The organism is Pseudomonas hydrolytica, from assembly GCF_021495345.1.
GTDB classification, from domain to species: domain Bacteria; phylum Pseudomonadota; class Gammaproteobacteria; order Pseudomonadales; family Pseudomonadaceae; genus Aquipseudomonas; species Aquipseudomonas hydrolytica.
The window spans coordinates 911,981-929,512 of sequence record NZ_CP099397.1 but is presented as its reverse complement, the minus strand read 5'-3'; the positions used below and the strand labels follow the sequence as shown (position 1 = coordinate 929,512).

The 17,532-nt window shown below is 63.4% G+C and carries 16 protein-coding genes; 8 read left to right on the top strand and 8 right to left on the bottom strand.

Translation table 11 applies throughout. The annotated features are described in order from the left end of the window. Positions 1 to 44: 44 nt before the first annotated feature. The 5 genes from L1F06_RS04195 to cueR all read left to right on the top strand — a co-directional run bounded on the left by L1F06_RS04195 (position 45) and on the right by cueR (position 2,510). On the top strand, positions 45 to 197 hold the full coding sequence (locus tag L1F06_RS04195; protein ID WP_177491153.1) for a hypothetical protein: 153 nt from the start codon (positions 45 to 47) through the stop codon (positions 195 to 197). 142 nt (positions 198 to 339) lie between these two features. After that, positions 340 to 1,341 carry a hypothetical protein gene (locus L1F06_RS04190; protein ID WP_129482878.1) on the top strand — a complete coding sequence of 334 codons (1,002 nt, stop codon included), beginning with the start codon at positions 340 to 342 and terminating at the stop codon, positions 1,339 to 1,341. Next, the gene (locus L1F06_RS04185) at positions 1,341 to 1,685 is read left to right on the top strand and encodes a hypothetical protein (protein ID WP_252576729.1); all 345 of its coding nucleotides are present in this window, start codon (positions 1,341 to 1,343) and stop codon (positions 1,683 to 1,685) included. The genes L1F06_RS04190 and L1F06_RS04185 overlap by 1 nt, the downstream gene beginning before the upstream one ends. Before the next feature lie 12 nt (positions 1,686 to 1,697). After that, positions 1,698 to 2,042 carry a hypothetical protein gene (locus L1F06_RS04180; protein ID WP_252576728.1) on the top strand — a complete coding sequence of 115 codons (345 nt, stop codon included), beginning with the start codon at positions 1,698 to 1,700 and terminating at the stop codon, positions 2,040 to 2,042. 36 nt (positions 2,043 to 2,078) lie between these two features. Next, a complete protein-coding gene (gene cueR, locus L1F06_RS04175; RefSeq protein WP_129482877.1) occupies positions 2,079 to 2,510 on the top strand; it encodes a Cu(I)-responsive transcriptional regulator in 432 nt (143 codons plus the stop codon). A gap of 81 nt (positions 2,511 to 2,591) precedes the next feature. On the opposite strand, the gene L1F06_RS04170 is transcribed toward cueR, so the two are convergent. Then, complete coding sequence (locus L1F06_RS04170) at positions 2,592 to 3,479, bottom strand: PA4780 family RIO1-like protein kinase (protein WP_129482876.1); 888 nt, start codon at positions 3,477 to 3,479, stop codon at positions 2,592 to 2,594. An 86-nt stretch (positions 3,480 to 3,565) separates the two neighbouring features. Next, on the bottom strand, positions 3,566 to 4,453 hold the full coding sequence (locus L1F06_RS04165; protein WP_129482875.1) for a LysR family transcriptional regulator: 888 nt from the start codon (positions 4,451 to 4,453) through the stop codon (positions 3,566 to 3,568). Positions 4,454 to 4,552: 99 nt separating this feature from the next. Here L1F06_RS04165 and L1F06_RS04160 point away from each other — a divergent pair, with 99 nt between their 5' ends. Both L1F06_RS04160 and L1F06_RS04155 read left to right on the top strand, forming a co-directional pair. Continuing rightward, a complete protein-coding gene (locus L1F06_RS04160) occupies positions 4,553 to 5,194 on the top strand; it encodes an NAD(P)-dependent oxidoreductase (RefSeq protein ID WP_129482874.1) in 642 nt (213 codons plus the stop codon). 75 nt (positions 5,195 to 5,269) lie between these two features. Beyond that, entirely contained in the window at positions 5,270 to 5,569 is a 300-nt protein-coding gene (locus tag L1F06_RS04155) for a DUF2218 domain-containing protein (RefSeq protein WP_129482873.1), read from the top strand. A gap of 99 nt (positions 5,570 to 5,668) precedes the next feature. On the opposite strand, the gene L1F06_RS04150 is transcribed toward L1F06_RS04155, so the two are convergent. Beyond that, the gene (locus L1F06_RS04150; RefSeq protein WP_129482872.1) at positions 5,669 to 6,412 is read right to left on the bottom strand and encodes a 5-oxoprolinase subunit PxpA; all 744 of its coding nucleotides are present in this window, start codon (positions 6,410 to 6,412) and stop codon (positions 5,669 to 5,671) included. A gap of 229 nt (positions 6,413 to 6,641) precedes the next feature. Between L1F06_RS04150 and L1F06_RS04145 the strand changes: the two genes are divergently transcribed. Next, the gene (locus L1F06_RS04145) at positions 6,642 to 8,873 is read left to right on the top strand and encodes a TonB-dependent receptor domain-containing protein (protein WP_129482871.1); all 2,232 of its coding nucleotides are present in this window, start codon (positions 6,642 to 6,644) and stop codon (positions 8,871 to 8,873) included. Positions 8,874 to 8,956: 83 nt separating this feature from the next. Here L1F06_RS04145 and L1F06_RS04140 read toward each other — a convergent pair whose 3' ends face one another. The 5 genes from L1F06_RS04140 to L1F06_RS04120 all read right to left on the bottom strand — a co-directional run bounded on the left by L1F06_RS04140 (position 8,957) and on the right by L1F06_RS04120 (position 17,139). Further along, positions 8,957 to 11,152, bottom strand: a complete 2,196-nt coding sequence (locus L1F06_RS04140; protein ID WP_129482870.1) for a TonB-dependent receptor — start codon at positions 11,150 to 11,152, stop codon at positions 8,957 to 8,959. A 242-nt stretch (positions 11,153 to 11,394) separates the two neighbouring features. Then, positions 11,395 to 12,507, bottom strand: a complete 1,113-nt coding sequence (locus L1F06_RS04135) for an alpha-hydroxy acid oxidase (RefSeq protein ID WP_129482869.1) — start codon at positions 12,505 to 12,507, stop codon at positions 11,395 to 11,397. 81 nt (positions 12,508 to 12,588) lie between these two features. After that, the gene (locus L1F06_RS04130; RefSeq protein WP_129482868.1) at positions 12,589 to 13,257 is read right to left on the bottom strand and encodes a Fe2+-dependent dioxygenase; all 669 of its coding nucleotides are present in this window, start codon (positions 13,255 to 13,257) and stop codon (positions 12,589 to 12,591) included. Between the two features lie 136 nt (positions 13,258 to 13,393). Continuing rightward, positions 13,394 to 15,688 (bottom strand): TonB-dependent receptor, encoded by a 2,295-nt coding sequence (locus tag L1F06_RS04125; RefSeq protein ID WP_129482867.1) that lies wholly within the window; start codon positions 15,686 to 15,688, stop codon positions 13,394 to 13,396. 287 nt (positions 15,689 to 15,975) lie between these two features. After that, the gene (locus L1F06_RS04120) at positions 15,976 to 17,139 is read right to left on the bottom strand and encodes a type III PLP-dependent enzyme (RefSeq protein ID WP_003242791.1); all 1,164 of its coding nucleotides are present in this window, start codon (positions 17,137 to 17,139) and stop codon (positions 15,976 to 15,978) included. Positions 17,140 to 17,532: the final 393 nt, after the last annotated feature.

The following is a 17,532-nucleotide window of genomic DNA, read 5'->3' as shown; positions in this document are numbered from 1 at the left end:
AGAGTGTCTCTACCACCGACTGCACCCACCACTGGCTGGCCGCTGTGCACAGCCAGTGGCTGTCCATCCATCAGGGTATGGGCCTGCGCCTGAGCGGCAAGCTGCCGGCACAGCCGGAGGGCAGCTACTGGCAGTTGCAGGTGATCTACCATAACCCCCTGGCCATGCTGACCGGCACCCTTAACCCCGCCAACTAGTGGTCGGTGGTGCCCAGGGCATGCGCTATATCATCCGTGGTACCAGTATTACCGAGCATGGCAGCAGCGACGGCCCATTGCTCAGCGACAGCCTACCCGCCGTTGAGGTCGAACGGACAGTCTTGACTCCCGAGGATCAGTAATGAACGCACAGGCCGGCGATATCGAACGCGGCTTTCTCCGCCAACAGGAGCATCTGGCCCCTTTGCCGATACCAACCGGGCAGCCACCCCAGGATCTGATGAATATCATCTGGCGCAAAAACTCGGTTTATCTGGATATCGGTAGTTTCGCCATGGGGGGGGGGTGGATGACGCTGCATGCCATGTCCCTCGTATTCATTGCGATTTCTGTTTGGGTCGTTGCAAGCTCTTCTGCCGTTCCAGGTGTAACTTGGGTCTATCTGGGGATTATCCCATTGGTGGGGGCGGCGATCATGGGGCCGCTTTGGTACTTTTTTATAAAGCAATGGCGTAAACCACTGACACCGCCCCTGCGCTTCAACCGACAGCGCCGTGAGGTCTGCGTGACCGAGCCGGACGGCAACTACTGGTTCGTTCCCTGGGAGCGTGTGCATGCTGTGTCCCCCAGCGCGCTTAGCCTCAATACCGGCGGCGCCAGCAAGCAGGGTGCACTTATCCTCTGGTTGCCCCTCGAAGGGCAGGAGCATGAGGCCTATTCGGAGAACAAACCGGGCTGGGTGATGATGCTCAATACCGGAGGTGGCACTGGCTCCATGGCGCAGTGGGAATGTATTCGCAGCTTTATGGAAATCGGCCCGGAGGCGGTGCCTGATACCACCCGTGAAGACGCCTATGAGAAGGTTCAGCGCGGCGGCTACCTGGGGGCATGGATCGAGGCATTCCAGCAGTTGTTCCGCGAGCTGAAGCAAGGCCAGTTCGGTGCTGCCTGCATGACCTTTCTCGGCCTGACCATTTTCGGTTTGCCCTGGATTGCGGTACTGCTGATCCGAAAACTCGCCAATATCCCCGACCTGACCGCCCCAGAAGCGGTGGAATGGTCAAACCCCCTGCCACCCGAACAATGGGCCAAGCGCTCCCCGGAACTGGAGCGTGCTATCGCAGAGCGGGAGGCTGAGCTGGCCCGACAGGTAGGCACAGCGGACGATGAATCGAGCCGATAATGGACGCCACACTATCGGTCAGGGCCGTTCTGGCGAATACCCTATTGCTCATACTGGTGACCGGCACCCTCAATCATGTCTATGCTGCCTTCTTCGGGATTCGCAGGCTGGATAGGTACTTCTCCAGCAAGCCTGATCCAAGCTGGGAATCACGGAGCCCATTCGATGGTTTCTATAGATTGCACAAGTACAGTTTTCTCTACTCGCTAGGCATACGCCGCCCCACTGTAGGCGCGGGTCTATCGCTCTGGCTGTATTTCTCGTTCTTCAGCCTCACCATCATTTGGATCACATTAGGCTTGGCGGCGCTCGGCAGGTATTTACAGATTGGCCCCTTTGCCTAGGCGTATCCCGGCGTGAGTGACGCATCGCCCCTGGAAATCGTGCTGGTCCTCGTCTGGGTGCTGCTTTTCGTCGCCGGCGGCTTCAACGGCATCTACATGTGCTTCCATGGGATAAGTCGGCTCGACCCATACTTTTCCAGGCTTCCTGATTTCAGGCAGGAGTCCGTCAGCCCTTTCGACCGTTTCTGCCGGATGCACCGTTATAGCTTCCGCTACACCCTGGGCTTGAACAAACCCAGGGTCAGCCTACCCCTGTCGATATGGTTGTACTTCACTTGCTTCAGCCTGACGGTATTCTGGATCAGCATGATCATCGGCCAACTCAAGATTCATTTCGGGTTCAACCCTCTGGCATAGTCACGCGGAGTTTCTGCCGACAAGAAGGCTGCATCCATGAACATCGGCCAAGCCGCCAAGCACACCGGCCTCAGCGCCAAGATGATCCGCTACTACGAGTCCATCGACCTGCTGCCGCGCGCCGGGCGGTCGGAGAGTGGTTATCGGCAGTACAGCGCGTCGGATCTGCACCGCCTGGCCTTTATCAAGCGGGCGCGGGATCTGGGGTTTTCTCTGGAGGAAGTGGGCCGGCTTCTGGCCCTGTGGCAGGACAAGCAGCGCGCCAGTGCCGATGTGAAGGCGCTGGCCGAGGGACATATCGCAGAACTGGAACGCAAGATCGCCGAGATGAGCGCGTTACGCGATACGCTGGTGGAGCTGGCCGACAGTTGTCAAGGCGATAGCCGGCCGGATTGTCCGATTCTGCAGGGATTGGAGGAAGGGGTGGGCTGCGGTGCGCCGGGGTGTTCGTCGCACCGTCAACCGTAGGGCCGCGCCAGTTATAAAGTCCCACCCGCGGCACCGGGCGCAGTGTGAAGATGGTGCGAACGGCGCACCCTACGCCCCCTCTCAACGCATCCAGGGTGGTGTGGGTTCGACGTCCTTGGGCTCGTCTTCGGCGTTGCGCAGCGCCTGTTTCTTCGCTTCTTCGGCCAGGGCGGCCTTGATCTCGCGCATCACCGCATCGATATCGGCGGCGTCCTCAGGTTCGGCGAACTCGCCGGTCAGCTGGGTGTGCGGCGTCAGTTTGCCGGCCTCGTAGAGTGCCCACATTTCCTTGGCGTACTTGGTGTATCTCAGCTCGGGGGCGAACTGGCCGAAGTACTCGGCCATGTTGCGCACGTCGCGCTCGAGCATGCTGAAGGCATGGTTGTTGGCCGCCGCGTCCACCGCCTGCGGCAGGTCGATGATCACCGGGCCGTCGGGGCCGAGCAGCACGTTGAATTCCGACAGGTCGCCATGCACCAGGCCGGCGCAGAGCATCTTGACGATCTCCTGGATCATGAAGGCATGGAATTCACGGGCGTCGTCCGGGTGCAGGTCGACGTCGTTGAGCCTGGGGGCCACGTCACCCTCGCCATCGGTGACCAGTTCCATCAGCAGCACGCCATCGAGAAAGTCATAGGGCTTGGGCACCCGCACGCCAGCACTGGCCAGGTGAAACAGCGCAGCGACCTCGGCGTTCTGCCAGGCCTGCTCCTGCTCCTTGCGCCCGTACTTGCTGCCTTTGGCCATGGCGCGCGCCTGGCGGCTGCCGCGCACCTTGCGCCCTTCCTGATACTCGGAGGCCTGGCGGAAGCTGCGCTTGTTGGCTTCCTTGTAGACCTTGGCGCAGCGCAGCTCGTCGCCGCAGCGCACCACATAGACCGCTGCTTCCTTGCCGCTCATCAGCGGGCGAAGCACCTCGTCCACCAGGCCATCCTCGACCAGGGGTTCAATACGTTTGGGCGTCTTCATCGGTGCGAATCACGGGTCCTTTCTGATGGAGAGATTGATTGCCGGCCATCCTCGCACAGCCAGAGACGGATGCCGACTGTTGATCATCATGCGCTGACCAGATGCCGCCTTAGCGCCTCGATGGCATAGCGCACCTTGGCCGGTTGCGCGTCGCGACGCGGGGTGACGATATGCAGGCCGATCGGCTCCAGCTGCCAGTCCGGCAGCAGGGCCAGCAGCTCGCCGCGCGCCAGCAGCTCGCGGATTTCCGGCTCCGGCTGCAGCGAAACGCCCATGCCCGCCAGGGTGAACTGGCGCGCCGCAAGAACGTTGTTGCAGGCGATGCGACTTTCCAGACGCAGGCGCTGCGTTGCGCCGCCCGGCCCGTGCAGCTGCAGATGCTGGCTGCGCTCGGTGTTCAGCGCGATCCAGTCCAGATCGAGCAGTTGCTGCGGCTGCGTCGGCCAGACGTGGCGCGCCAGGTAGGCCGGCGCAGCGCAGACCAGCATGCGCCAGTCCGCGACATGCCGGGCCACCAGGCTGGAGTCATCCAGCTGGCCGACGCGGATGGCCAGGTCGATACGCTGCTCGATCAGGTCGATCTGCTCGTCCTGGAAAAACAGACGCAGGCTCAGCGCCGGATGCGCGCTCAAGAGCGGCGCCAGCGCTTCACTCAACACCGGCCCGGAAAAGCCGACCGGTGCGGCGATACGCAGCTCACCAACCGGCGCGTCACGCTGCTCGGCCAGACGTTGCTCGGCCTGCTCGGCCAACTCGACGATTTGCCTGCAACTCTCGTAGAACTGGGCCCCCGCCTCGCTCAGGGTCAACTTGCGCGTGGTGCGATGCAGCAGGCTGACGCCAGTGGCCTCCTCCAGCCGACGGATCTGCTGGCTGACGGCCGACGCGCTCATGCCTAGGACCTCGGCGGCAGCGACCATCGAGCCCTTCTGCACCACCGTGGCGAACAGCGCCATGCGTTTGAGCTGCTCCATTATGAAGCCCTGCTTAATTATCCAAGTGCATCAAGCCAGTTTTTCCGGCGTTTATCCATAGGGATGATGTGTTCACCTTCACACACCGAGGCACTCCCCATGAAACTCGCCCTGATCGGCGCCAGCGGTTACGTCGGCGCGCCGCTGCTGCAAGAAGCCCTGAATCGCGGCCACCAGGTCACCGCCCTGGTACGCCATCCGGAAAAACTGCCCGCTCATGCCAATCTGGTCGCCGTGCGAGCGGACGTGCACGACAGCGCGGCGCTGGCCGAACAGCTGCGTGGCCACGATGCGGTACTCAGTGCCTTCAACCCCGGCTGGGGTGTGGCCGACATTCGCGAGCAGTTCATCGCCGGCAGTCGTGCCATCCTCGCTGCGAGCAGGCAGGCCGGAGTCAGGCGCCTGCTGGTGGTCGGTGGCGCCGGCAGCCTCTATGTCGCCCCCGGCCTGCAGCTGATCGACACGCCGGATTTTCCCGCCGAGTACGAGGAAGGCGCCGAGGGCGCACGCCAAGCACTGAACATGCTGCGTGACGAGCATGAGCTGGAGTGGACCTTCCTCTCCCCCGCCGCCCTGCTCGAGCCGGGGCCGCGCACCGGCAAGTTCCGCCTCGGAGGCGACGAGTTGCTGATGGACGGCGACCAGCCCGGACGCATCTCGCTGGCGGACCTGGCCGTGGCGCTGCTGGACGAAGTCGAGCAGCCGCAGCATGTCCGTCAGCGTTTCACCCTGGCCTATTGAACCGACTTGCCGCCGCTACGCGATGGAGCGGCGGCCACCAGCAGACCCGGTGCGCAATGCACCCAAGGAGCAGCGATGAACACATTGAGCAGCAGCGCTTTCGTCACCACCGACACGCCCGCGCGCTACATCGGCCGGCTGTGCAAGCACTTCGCACACAAGATTCCGGTCAGCTTCGACGCGCAACAGGGCCGTATCGAGTTCGCCTTCGGCCTGGCCTCGCTGCAGGCCGAAGCTCACGGGCTGCGCCTGCGGGTCGAGGCCGCCGGCAGCGAAGAACTGCAACGCCTGCAGGAGGTGGTGGCCAGTCATTTCGAGCGTTTCGCCTGGCAGGAGGCGCTGACCCTGGACTGGCAGCCGAACGGCCCCCGCTAGCCGGCCTGCGTAGGGGGTGTTGCGCGTACCAATCGCTGCGTGGCTTGCAAAAACTCGCTGGTGCGCACGGCGCACCCTACGTCATGTTTGGCTCGCGCCTCACAATGCATCCAGCTGCGCCCGCAAGCGTCGCAGCACGGCCAGCGACTCGGGGTTGTCGCCGTGCACGCACAGGCTGTCGGCGCGCAACTGCAGCGGCTTGCCATCGATATCGGCAAAGGGCTCGCCACGGGCGATGGCCAACGCCTGGGCGAGGATGCGCTCGGGATCCTGGTGCACCGCGCCACTGAGCCGGCGTGGAGCCAACTGGCCGTCCGAGAGGTAGGCGCGGTCGGCGAAGGCTTCGAACATCAACGGCACGTCCGCCTCGTCGGCCAGGCGCAGCTCTCGGCCGTTGTCGGCCAGAGCCAGCACCATCAACGGCAGGCCCTTGCGGTAGCAGTGGCAGGCATCGAGCACCGCCATCAGCAGCGCATCGTCGCGCACCAGATCGTTGTACAGCGCGCCGTGCGGCTTGACGTAGGCCAACTGGCCACCGGCGGCGCGGCAGAAGGCATCCAGCGCGCCGATCTGATACAGCACCAGCGCCCGCACCTCTTCGGCCGAGCATTGCAGATGGCGGCGGCCGAAGCCCTGCAGATCCGGATAGGAAGGATGCGCGCCGATGCGCACGCCATGCTCCATCGCCAGGTTGACGCTGCGCGCCATGATCAGCGGATCGCCGGCATGGAAGCCGCAGGCGAGGTTGGCCTGATCGATCAGCGGCATGGCCAGCGCATCGTCGCCCATGCGCCAGGCACCGAAGCCCTCGCCCATGTCGCAGTTGAGAAGAATACGGTTCATGCCGGCAGCTTAGAGCGCCTGGAAAACATCCGCAAAGCCTGTCCGCGCATTCGAGAATTTATCGCACTTACAAAATTTACACCTGGCTGCAGCCCAGCCACCACGGCACGTCCAGGCCGTTGCCGTGGTCATCGATCTCACCCGCGATTGAACCCTATATGCAAATCACTATCATCCCGGCCGTTCGCAACCGTTCCGCCTGCACTCTCATACTGCCAGGAGTAGATCGATGTCCGCCCTCAATTCCCGTACCGCCCTGGCTAGCGCCGTTGCGCTGGCCGCCAGCTTCGGCGCCCAGGCCAACGAGCCGATCGCCCTGGGCGACGTGGTCGTCAGCGCTTCCGGCTTCGAACAGAAGATCACCGAAGCCCCCGCCAGCATCAGCGTGATCAGCCGCGAGGAGTTGCAGCAGAAGCGCTACAGCAACCTGGCGCAGGCATTGGAAGACGTCGAAGGCATCGACGTGCGCCAGGGCACCGGCAAGACCGGCGGCCTGAACATCAGCATTCGCGGCATGCCCAGCGACTACACCCTGATCCTCATCGACGGCCGGCGCCAGAACACCGCGGGCAACGTCACGCCCAACGGCTTCAACGAAACCGCCACCAGCTTCATGCCGCCGATGTCCGCCATCGAACGCATCGAGGTGATTCGTGGGCCGATGTCGACCCTGTATGGCTCTGACGCCATGGGCGGCGTGGTCAACATCATCACCCGCAAGGTGGCCAAGGAATGGGGAGCCAGCCTGAGCCTGGACCACACCTTCCAGGAGAACCGCGACTATGGCGCCACCAGCAGCACCAGCCTCTATGCCAGCGGCCCGCTGGTCGAAGGCCTGCTGGGCCTGGCTGTGCGCGGCAGCTTCTATGACCGCGGCGAGTCGGAGCTGCAGTTCGACAACGACAGTACCGTCAGCAAGCGTGGCGCGTCGCCGGTCGAGGGCCGCAACGCGACCTTCGGCAGCCGCCTGACGCTGACCCCGAACGAAAGCCACGACTTCTCGCTGGATTTCGAGCGCGGCCGTCAGGTCTACAACAACGACGACTGCCAGCTGGGCAATCTCGATGGCAAGAACGGCGGCAGTGCGACCGACGGCTGCACCACCAATGCCCCCTTGCGTGCCAATGGTTACAAGGATGAACTGCGCTTCCAGCGCGATCAGTTCGCCCTCAGCCATACCGGACGTTTCAGCTTCGGTACGCTGGAAAGCAGCGTCACCCACAACACCACGGAAACCTTCGGCCGCACCATTCCCGGTAACCCGATCGGCAACTCGTACACCGGATTCCCCTCGATCATCATCGGCGACGACCGCGAGCTGAAGTCGACCGATCTGGTCGTCGACACCAAGCTGGTCGCTCCAGTGGGCGAATCGCACATCACCACCGTCGGCGCTCAGTGGTGGGACGCCAAGGTCACCGACGGCATCGCCGACGAAGATTTCCAGCAGACTTCCTGGGCGCTGTTCGCCGAAGACGAGTGGCGTCTGCGCGACAACCTGGCGCTGACCCTGGGCGCCCGCTACGAAGATCATGAAGCCTTCGGCGGCCACATCAGCCCGCGCGCCTACCTGGTCTGGAACACCACTGACGCCTGGACACTCAAGGGCGGCGTCAGCCGTGGCTACAAGACTCCGACGCTCAATCAGCTGCACGATGGCATCAACGGTGTGACCGGCCAGGGCTCGACCATCACCATCGGCAGTCCGGACCTCGACCCGGAGATCACCACCAACACCGAAATCGGCGCGTACTACGACAACCTCGCCAACTTCAATGCCAACGTCACCCTGTTTCACAACAAGTTCAAGGACAAGATCGACGACGGCACACCGCTGGCGAACTGTTTCTACACGGCGAACCCGAACCAGCCAGGCTGCGTGAGCTATGGCCCGGGTTTCACTCAGGAGAACTTCGCCCAGAGCGTGAACATCGGCGAAGCCGTGACCAAGGGCGTGGAAGTAGCGGGTCGCTGGCAGTTCGCACCGGCCTGGGCGCTGGCCGTCAACTACACCTACACCGACAGCGAACAGAAAAGCGGCATCAACAAAGGCGCGCCTCTCACCAATACGCCGGAGCACATGGCCCATGCGCGCCTGAGCTGGGCTGCCAATGACCGCCTGACCCTGTGGTTCAAGGGGGAGTATCGCGGTGAGCGCGCCCGCTTCACCGATCGTTACGCCAACCTGACCGCCGCGAACAAGGCCCTTTACGATGCCGTCGGTGATCTGAAGGCTTATGAAGTCTTCCACCTCGGGGGTTCGTTCAAGGCGACCGAAAACCTGACGTTCAGCGCCACGATCTACAACCTGTTCGACAAGGACTTCACCAGCGGCAGCTACTACACCACCAACACCGGTTCCACCGGATGGGCGTCCGACTACACGCAGATCGGCCAGTCGACCACCGGCACTCTGGAAGAAGGGCGCCGCCTCTGGCTGTCCACCGTCATCGAGTTCTGATTCAGGACACTGCAATGCAAAACGCCAGCCCCCGGGGCTGGCGTTTTGCTTTCTGGCGACTTCCAGGGAAGCCGCAGCGGCACTCAGAAGCTGTAGGTCGCCGACAGGATCGCCGAGCGCGCATCGCCGTACTCGATGGCCGAGGAGCGGGCGGTGGTACCGATGTTCTGCCGCACACGCTCGACGTAATCCTTGTCGAACAGGTTGTTGACGTTCAGCTGCAGGTCGAGGTTGCGGTTGACCTTGTAGCCGATCATCGCGTTGTGCAGCCAGTAGGCGTCGAGTTTGGCCTGGGTGCTGGCACTGACGTTGCGCTCGCTGACGTAACGGGCGCCATAACCCAGCGTCCAACCCTGAGCGACCTCGTAGGTGGTCCACAGGTTGAACGAGTGCGGCGGGGTGTTGCCCAGCGCCTGACCCTCGCGGTTCGGGTCGATGGTGGACTTGAGGGTCTCGCTGTCGAGGAAGGTGTAGTTGGCGTAGACGTCCCAGCGCTCGCTCAGCTTGCCGGTAGCCCCCAGCTCGACACCCTGCACGCGCTGCTCGCCCGCCAGGATATAGCTGCCATCGGCCAGCTGCTCGCGCGCATCGGTCTTGTCGACGCGGAACAGCGCGCCATCGAGCATCAGGCGGCCGTCGAACAACTCCCACTTGGTGCCCAGCTCCCAGGTCTCGTTCTTCTCGGGATTGAGGCTCTGGGTCGCGGCGTTCAAGCCACCGCCGTTGGAAGCGACGTTCTCCGCCGAGGGGTTGAAGGAGGTGCCCCAGGCGACGTAGATGCGGCCATTTTCGGCCGGCTTGTAGACCAGGCCGGCACGGCTGCTGAGCTCTTCATCGGTGGAGGTGAAGCGGCCGGTGCGCACATGACTGGCGGAGAAGGACTCGCTCTCGGCATCGAACCAGTCATAACGCAGCCCCAGGTTCAGGTCCCACTGCGGGCTCAGTGCAATGCTGTCGAACACGTAAAGCGCACGGTTATCCAGCTGGTTCTCGGTGTAACCGGTGGTGGTCTTGTTGATCGGGCCGTTCCAGCGACCGGGCGGGTTGGACAGGTCGAAACCGCTGCCCGGATACACGGCATTGCCCAGGCCATGGTTGTAGGTCTTGAGGTCGAGATTCTCGCGCGACACCTCGACACCGGTGACCAGCTCGTGGGCCAGCCCGGACGTGTCGAAGCTGGCGCGCAGGTTGGTCTGGTTGATCCACATTTCGGTGGTGACGTCACGCCCATAACCCTGCGGGCCGGCCGGACGATAATTACCCGCCGGCACGCCGGTCAGGTTCACATGCGACGCGGAAACCACCGTCTCGCGATCCACACGGCTGTAACGGGTCAGGTTCTGCAGACGCAGCGCGTCGTTGATGTCGTGCTCGAGGTTGACGGTGAACGCGTCCTGCTCGATGCGCTCCTTGTCCAGATTCTTCCAGCCGAAGTAATCCTCGCGGCTGACGCCGGCCAGCTTCTTGCCATCCAGCGCGGGCACGCCGTAGTCGGGCAGGTTGTCATCGCTCTGGTGGAAATAGCTCAGGGTCAGGCGAGTCGCCTCGCTCAGGCCCAGCGCCAGCGAAGGCGCGATGCCCCAGCGCTCACGGTCGATCTGGTCACGCCCGGGGACATCGTTCTCGTGCGCCATCAGGTTCAGGCGCACGGCGCTGCCGACACCCACGCCATCGAGGGTCTGGTTGGTGTCCAGGGTCAGGCGGTGGTAGTTGTCGGTGCCGAGGCCGGCGCCGATTTCGGTGAAGTCTCGCTGCAGCGGCTGCTTGCTGATGATGTTGATGCTGCCGCCCGTGGTACCTGCGCCCCCGAATACCGAATTGGGGCCCTTGATGACCTCGACCTGCTCGATATTGAAGGTATCGGTGCGGCTGGTCTGGGCGCTGTCGCGCAGGCCGTCGATCTGCAGGTTGGCGTTGGCGGAGAAACCGCGGATGTTGATGCTGTCACCCGAGCCGCCACCGCCCTCCCCGGCGTTGAAGGTAATGCCGGAGACGTTGGACAGCACCTGGCGCAGGCTCAGCGCCTGCTGCTCACGAATCACCTCGGCCGGCACCACATTGATGGTCTGCGGCGTATCGAGCAGCGGTTTGACGTACTTGGCCGATGCGGAGCTCTCCGTCTTGTAGCCGCTGTCCCTCTTTGCCTTGACGGTCAGATTGTCCAGCTGCACGGCGTCGTCAGCCAGAGCGGGCAGGCTCAGCGAGGCGACTGCAAGACCGACGGCAGTGGCCAGCAGGCGCTTGGAAGGCAGGGAGCGTTGGCAGTTCTTGGCGCGCATTTGATAATTGCTACCTTAGACTACTGATAATTATTCACATAAATACTCGGACGTTGCCCTTGATATCCGGGGGTCACGAGCAGCGGGTCGCGCAGGCACGGCGAAGCGGCTTGCAGCTAAATGCAAATCTATATCATCCGCATGAAATAATCAGCAACAACCTTGCGCTCTTATGCGCATGTTGCGCACAGGATCCATGCCCCAGGGGTTGGCGGCGGTCCTGCTGGCCGATGGCAGGCGGCCTAGCGTAGCGTCGAACGCCAGATGACCTGCGGCCCGATACTGGCCAGATCGGCGCAGCCGGTCAGGGCCATGGCCACTTCCAGCTCGGCCCGCAGCAGTTGCAGCACATGCGCCACGCCTATAGCCCCGGCGGTCGCCAGAGCGAAGACGTAGGGCCTGCCCACCAGCACGGCGTCCGCCCCCAGCGCCAGCGCCTTGAGGATGTCGCTGCCACGCCGGATACCGCCATCGAGCAGCAGCGGCACACGCCCCTGCACAGCGGCGGCGACTTCGGGCAGCACGTCGATGGTCGCAGGCAGACCATCGAGCGTGCGTCCGCCATGGTTGGAGACGATCAGCCCGTCCATCCCCGCCGCCATCGCCTGTTCGGCGTCGGCGCCGCTCATGATGCCCTTGAGCAGGATTGGCAAGCGCGTCTGCTCACGCAGCCAGGTGAGGTCGGCCCAGGTCGGCGCCGCGGCCAGCAGCGGGCCACCCAGCAGCAGACTGCCGTTGTGCGGCTCGGCCTGTGCCTGCAGTGGCCGCATTCCGCGCAGATTGACCGCCTCGACGCCTGCCGGCAGGGCGAAACCTGCGCGCTGCTCGCGATTGCGCACGCCATTGACGGGGGCGTCCACGGTCAGCACCAACGCCTGGTAGCCGGCGCTTTCTGCACGGCGGATCAAGGCCGCAGTGAACTCGCGATCAGGCTGGATATACAGCTGGAACCACAGGGGTGCCTGCGCCTGCGCCGCAATGGCCTCCAGCTCGACGCTGGCCTGGGTGCTGACCACCATGCCGGCGCCCAGCGCAGAAGCCGCGAGCACGCTGGCCAGCTCCCCCTCCGGATGCGCCAGCTTCTGATAGGCCACCGGCGCGAGAAAGACCGGATGGGCGAAATCCTGGCCGAACAGGCGCAGGCGCGTATTGCCGCCGCTCAGATCCTGCAGCACCCGCCCACGCAGGCGCAGACGCTCGAACGCGGCGCGATTGTCGGCCAGGCTCAGCTCGTCGGCGGCGCCGCCGGCCAGATAGGCCCAGGCCTGCTCGCTCATGCGCTCGCGGGCATAGGGTTCGTAGTCGGCGACGGCGGCGATGGTCGGTGGAATCTGCTGCAGTTTGGGCAAGGCCATGGCGTTTCTCGGCGCATTGTCATCGTTGATTTGTAGCCGGACGCAATCCGGGGCATGCAGCGCAGTTGGCGCTGGGCTGACTCAGGTCTGCGTCCATTGCCGCAACAGGTTGTGGTAGATCCCGGTCAGCCGAACCAGTTCGGGGCTGTCCGGCACCTGCTGGCGCAGCGCCTGGATGCTGTCGTCCAGCTCCAGCAGCACGCTGCGCTGCTCGTCCTGACGCACCAGGCTCTGCACCCAGAAGAACGATGCCAGACGCGCGCCGCGAGTCACCGGCTCGACCCGATGCAGACTGCCGCTGGAATAGAGAATCAGATGGCCGGCCGGCAGCTTGATGCGTTTGTCCTGCACCACCAGCTCGCCGCCTTCGTACTCGTCCGGCTCGCAGAAGAACAGGGTGGCCGAGAGGTCGGCGCGAATCCGATGCGGCGTGCCCGGCACGCTGAACACGGCGTTGTCGATATGGTCGCCATAGGTGCCGCCCTCGGTATAGCGATTGAAGCGCGGCGGCACCACCTTCAGCGGCAACGCGGCGGCCATGAAACGCGGATGCTGGGCCAGGCAGGCCAGGATGAAATCGCCCAGTTGCTGCGTCAGCGGGTCATCTTGGGCCAGCTGCTGATTGGCCTTGACGTTCACCGCCTGGTGCCCGGCGGTGAGCCGACCATCCTGCCAGTTGCCGCCCTCGAGCGCGGCGCGGCACTGCTGCAGTTGTTCGGCATTCAGCACGTCGGGAATGCTCAGCATCATGTTCGGGGTTCTCCAGGGCAAGCGCCGTTGCGAATGATTCTAAAGGGCAGCCGCACCCGGAAAGAAGTCCGATCGGCTGCCACCCAATGAAAACGCCCCGACTGCGTTGCAATCGGGGCGTCTGGGCACAGCGTGCTTAGAAGTGGAAGTTGGTGCTCAGGGTGAAGGTACGTGGATCGCCGAGCATCACGCGACGCCCGTTCCAGTTGCTGGACACGGCGTATTCCTCGTTGGTCAGGTTGTCGATGTTCAGGCGCACGTCGACATTCTGATTGACCTCGTAGCTGGCCATCGCGGCGAAGGTGGTATAGCTCGGCAGCTTGCCGTACAGACCATTGGCGACGATGCGGCTGGCGTCATCCGGACGTCCGAGGTAGGACGAACCGACATGCTGCGCACCCAGACCCAGGGTCAGCCCCACCGGCAGACGGTAGGTAGTCCACAGGTTGCCGGAAACCTTGGGCGTGAAGGCCAGCTCGTCGCCATCGGTACGCTGGGCGGCGCCGTAGTCGCCCGGATTGGCGCGACGACGCACCTCGTCCAGGTAGGCACTGTGCTTGCGCTCGCTGTCCATGAACACGATGCCGGCGAAGACATCCCAGTTGTCGGTGATCTTGCCGCTGGCGCCCAGCTCCAGCCCTTTGACCACCTGCTCGCCGTAACCCTTGAGGCTGTCGCTGGTCTCGCCGACGTCACGACCGGTGATGGCGACCTTCTTCTTCTCCGTGTAGAACAGCGCCGCGGTGGTGGACAGGCGCTTGTCGAAGAAGTCCCACTTGGTACCGATCTCGTAGTTGTGCGCACGCACCGGATCGGCTCCATCGACGAACCCCGGGAAGGCCTGGCCGTTTACCCGCGAAATGTCCGGGTTGGACAGGTAAGAGCCCGGGGGCTGGGTGGAGACGCCATAAGCTGCGTAGACACTGCCGTTTTGCGCCGGTTTGTAGACCAGACCGAGCTTGCCGCCGATGCTGAACTCACGGTCATCGAAGCCATCGGCACCGACGGCCGCGCCGGTCTGAACGTTACGGCTGCGAATGTCCACGTCGTACTGCTCCAGGCGCAGGCCGCCGGTCAGCTGCCACTGCGGCGTGAACTCCAGGGTGTCGTAGACGTACAGCGCTACGGTATCGACGTTTACGTCGCTGCGCTCACGCAGACGGCTGCGCTTGGAGACCGGCCCGCTGCGCTCCCAGTCCGGGTCGAAGATGTCGGTGTTGCCTGGGTTGACCTCGGCATAGGTACCCGCCTCCGCCTCCTCACGAGTGAGTTCGAGACCGGCCGCAAGGTTGTGCTTGATCGAACCGGTGGCGAACTGCGCCGAAAGGTTGGTCAGGTTGCTCAGGCTGGTGTTGACCCGGTCGTAGAACTGGGTATCGGTGCGCAGCTGCGTACCACCCAGATACTGGAAGGGTACGGTGTAGCGCGCCTGACGGTCGACGCGGGCCCAGCGGGTCTGGTTGCTCAGGGTCATGCCGGTCGAGAGGTCGTGCTCCAGACGGACCAGCAGCGCGTCGCTGGTGGTGTCGTCGAAGTCCGACTTGAGGCCGTAGAACTCATCGCGGTCGACCCCGGAGAGCGCCGGATTGTAGGGAGTGTCGCCCTTCATGCCCTTGACCGAGGCACCCGAGACGCCCCAGTCCGGGCGGTCGTTCATTTCGACATGCTCGTAAGCGAGGATGGCGCGGGTTTCCGTACCCAGGCCGAAGGCCAGCGACGGCGCAAAACCCCAGCTGTTCTTCTCGGCATGCTCACGGCCGGCGACGCCGCTGTCCTCGACCAGCAGGTTGAGGCGCAGCGCGGTGCTGTCGTTGATGATCTGGTTGGTGTCGAGCGTGGCGCGGCGGCGCGGCTCGGAGTCGTACTGATCAAAGCCGAAGCTGGCGCCACCGGCGATAAAGCTTTCCAGCGTCGGCGTCTTGGTCACCTGGTTGACGTAGCCACCGGCGCCACCGCGGCCGTTGTCGGCCGCCGGGCCTTTGAACACCTCGACCTGCTCGACGTTGAACACGTCGCGGGTATAGCTGCCGTTGTCACGCGCGCCATCGACGAAAATGCTGCCGCTGGTATCGAAACCGCGCAGGCTGAAGTTGTTGGTGCCGCTGGCAAAGCCGTTTTCGCCGGCGTTGAAGCTGATGCCGGGGGTGTTCTTCAGCACATCGGTCAGGGTGCGGGCGTTCTGCTGACGGAACAGGGTTTCCGGAATGACGTTGACCGTTTGCGGCGTATCGAGCAATGCGGCGGTCTGTTTCGGCGAGGACGCCTTGTCGACCTTGAGCCCGTTCTCCTGCTGCCCCTGGACGGTTACATCGCCCAGTTCGACTGCCGACTCCTTCGCCACGGCAAAGCCGGACAGCAGGGCCAGGCCGACGGCCGAGGCCAGCAGATGCCGCTGGGGAAAGGGTGCACGCTTGTTATGTTTATCGCTCACGAGAATCACTCCAGATGAAAACTGCGCGCGATAGTATTTGAGATTCAATCGTAATCAATATTTACGAATGATTTACATGAAACTTATTTGTAACAAAATTGTCGGCGCCCTTTCGCTCCATCTGACGGACCGCTCTGGCACGCTGAACAGCGGGAATCAGCCGGCTCTGGTCGGCAGAAACGACAACGCCCACACAAGGTGGGCGTTGATCGAGCAACCGTGACATCACCGGTAGGGTGCGCCATGCGCACCGCTACTAGCGGGCAGGCGCAACCTACGCGGCGGTCTTACAGGTAGTAGGACTTCAGCGGCGGGAAGCCGTTGAATTCCACCGCGCTGTAGCTGGTGGTGTAGGCGCCGGTGGACAGCCAGTACAGGCGGTCGCCGCTGGCCAGGTTCAGCGGCAGGCCGTACTTGTAGTGCTCGTACATGATGTCGGCGCTGTCGCAGGTCGGGCCGGCGATCACCACCTCTTCCATCTCACCCTTCTTCTCGGTCCAGATGGGGAACTTGATCGACTCGTCCATGGTTTCGATCAGGCCGCTGAACTTACCGACGTCGGCATACACCCAGCGCTCGACCGCGGTGCGCGACTTACGCGCCACCAGCACCACTTCGGACACCAGCACGCCGGCGTTGGCGATCAGCGAGCGGCCCGGCTCGAGGATGATCTCCGGCAGATCGTCACCGAAGTCCTCCTTGAGGAAGCGGGTGATTTCCTCGGCATAGGTTTCCAGGTCGTTGGTGCGCTGGATGTAGTTGGCCGGGAAGCCGCCGCCCATGTTGATCATCTGCAGGGTGATGCCGTCTTCCTCGCGCAGACGCTCGAAGATCACCTTGACCTTGGCGATGGCGGCGTCCCACACATCGATATCGCGCTGCTGGCTGCCGACGTGGAAGGAGATGCCGTAGGGTACCAGGCCCAGCTGCTTGGCCAGGATCAGCAGGTCCAGGGCCATGTCCGGCTGGCAGCCGAACTTGCGGCTCAGCGGCCAGTCCGCGCTGGTGGAGCCTTCGGTGAGGATGCGCACGTAGATCTTGGAGCCCGGCGCGGCCTTGGCGATGTTGCGCAGGTCGGCCTCGGAGTCGGTGGCGAACAGGCGCACGCCCTTGTCGAAGAAATAACGGATGTCGCGCGACTTCTTGATGGTGTTGCCGTAGCTGATGCGCTCCGGACCGACACCGGTGGCCATGACTTTGTCCAGCTCGTAGATCGAGGCGATGTCGAAGCTCGAACCCTTGTCGCGCAGCAGTTCGATGATCTCCACGGCGGGGTTGGCCTTGACCGCGTAGTAGATCTTGGCGAAGGGGAAGCAGTTGCCCAACTGATCGTAGGCATCGCTGATGATCTGCCGGTCGATCACCACGAACGGGGTTTCGTGCTGATCGGCGAACGCCTTCATGCGGGCAAAAGTGGCGGGTGCGTAATAGTCTTCGACCTTGATCGACATGCTGGTGACTCCAATGGCAAAACCGGGAACACATTGATTCGGGCAGCAGAACCGCTTACAGGTTCCACCACGTGTCGGGGCTGGCCGCGCAACACGCCGGCCTGAACGTCTGACAGTTTCCCCACTTTGGTTCGCCTACTTCCCAAGGCATGTCGCCGAGCATCACCGGTACCGACCATTCGCCGGCCGGCAACCTCTCGTCGTCAGTACTTGAGCCGGATGGATCGTTTCCAGCATGGACGTTCGGGCGCGGACTTTAAGACCATGCGCCGCGCAGATCAACCGGAAATTCTGCCTAATTTCAGCACGTTCCGGATATCACACAAAACGTCCTGAAATGCTGAACAGGCGGGGCTTTCAGCCAGTTTCGCGCACCCGTGTTTCAGTGCCATT

Excerpts from the sequence above, each read along its gene's own strand:
- L1F06_RS04190 (WP_129482878.1), top strand. The coding sequence starts at position 340 with ATGAACGCACAGGCCGGCGATATCGAACGCGGCTTTCTCCGCCAACAG.
- L1F06_RS04185 (WP_252576729.1), top strand. The coding sequence starts at position 1,341 with ATGGACGCCACACTATCGGTCAGGGCCGTTCTGGCGAATACCCTATTG.
- cueR (WP_129482877.1), top strand. The coding sequence starts at position 2,079 with ATGAACATCGGCCAAGCCGCCAAGCACACCGGCCTCAGCGCCAAGATG.
- L1F06_RS04170 (WP_129482876.1), bottom strand. The coding sequence starts at position 3,479 with ATGAAGACGCCCAAACGTATTGAACCCCTGGTCGAGGATGGCCTGGTG.
- L1F06_RS04165 (WP_129482875.1), bottom strand. The coding sequence starts at position 4,453 with ATGGAGCAGCTCAAACGCATGGCGCTGTTCGCCACGGTGGTGCAGAAG.
- L1F06_RS04160 (WP_129482874.1), top strand. The coding sequence starts at position 4,553 with ATGAAACTCGCCCTGATCGGCGCCAGCGGTTACGTCGGCGCGCCGCTG.
- L1F06_RS04155 (WP_129482873.1), top strand. The coding sequence starts at position 5,270 with ATGAACACATTGAGCAGCAGCGCTTTCGTCACCACCGACACGCCCGCG.
- L1F06_RS04150 (WP_129482872.1), bottom strand. The coding sequence starts at position 6,412 with ATGAACCGTATTCTTCTCAACTGCGACATGGGCGAGGGCTTCGGTGCC.
- L1F06_RS04145 (WP_129482871.1), top strand. The coding sequence starts at position 6,642 with ATGTCCGCCCTCAATTCCCGTACCGCCCTGGCTAGCGCCGTTGCGCTG.
- L1F06_RS04140 (WP_129482870.1), bottom strand. The coding sequence starts at position 11,152 with ATGCGCGCCAAGAACTGCCAACGCTCCCTGCCTTCCAAGCGCCTGCTG.
- L1F06_RS04135 (WP_129482869.1), bottom strand. The coding sequence starts at position 12,507 with ATGGCCTTGCCCAAACTGCAGCAGATTCCACCGACCATCGCCGCCGTC.
- L1F06_RS04130 (WP_129482868.1), bottom strand. The coding sequence starts at position 13,257 with ATGATGCTGAGCATTCCCGACGTGCTGAATGCCGAACAACTGCAGCAG.
- L1F06_RS04120 (WP_003242791.1), bottom strand. The coding sequence starts at position 17,139 with ATGTCGATCAAGGTCGAAGACTATTACGCACCCGCCACTTTTGCCCGC.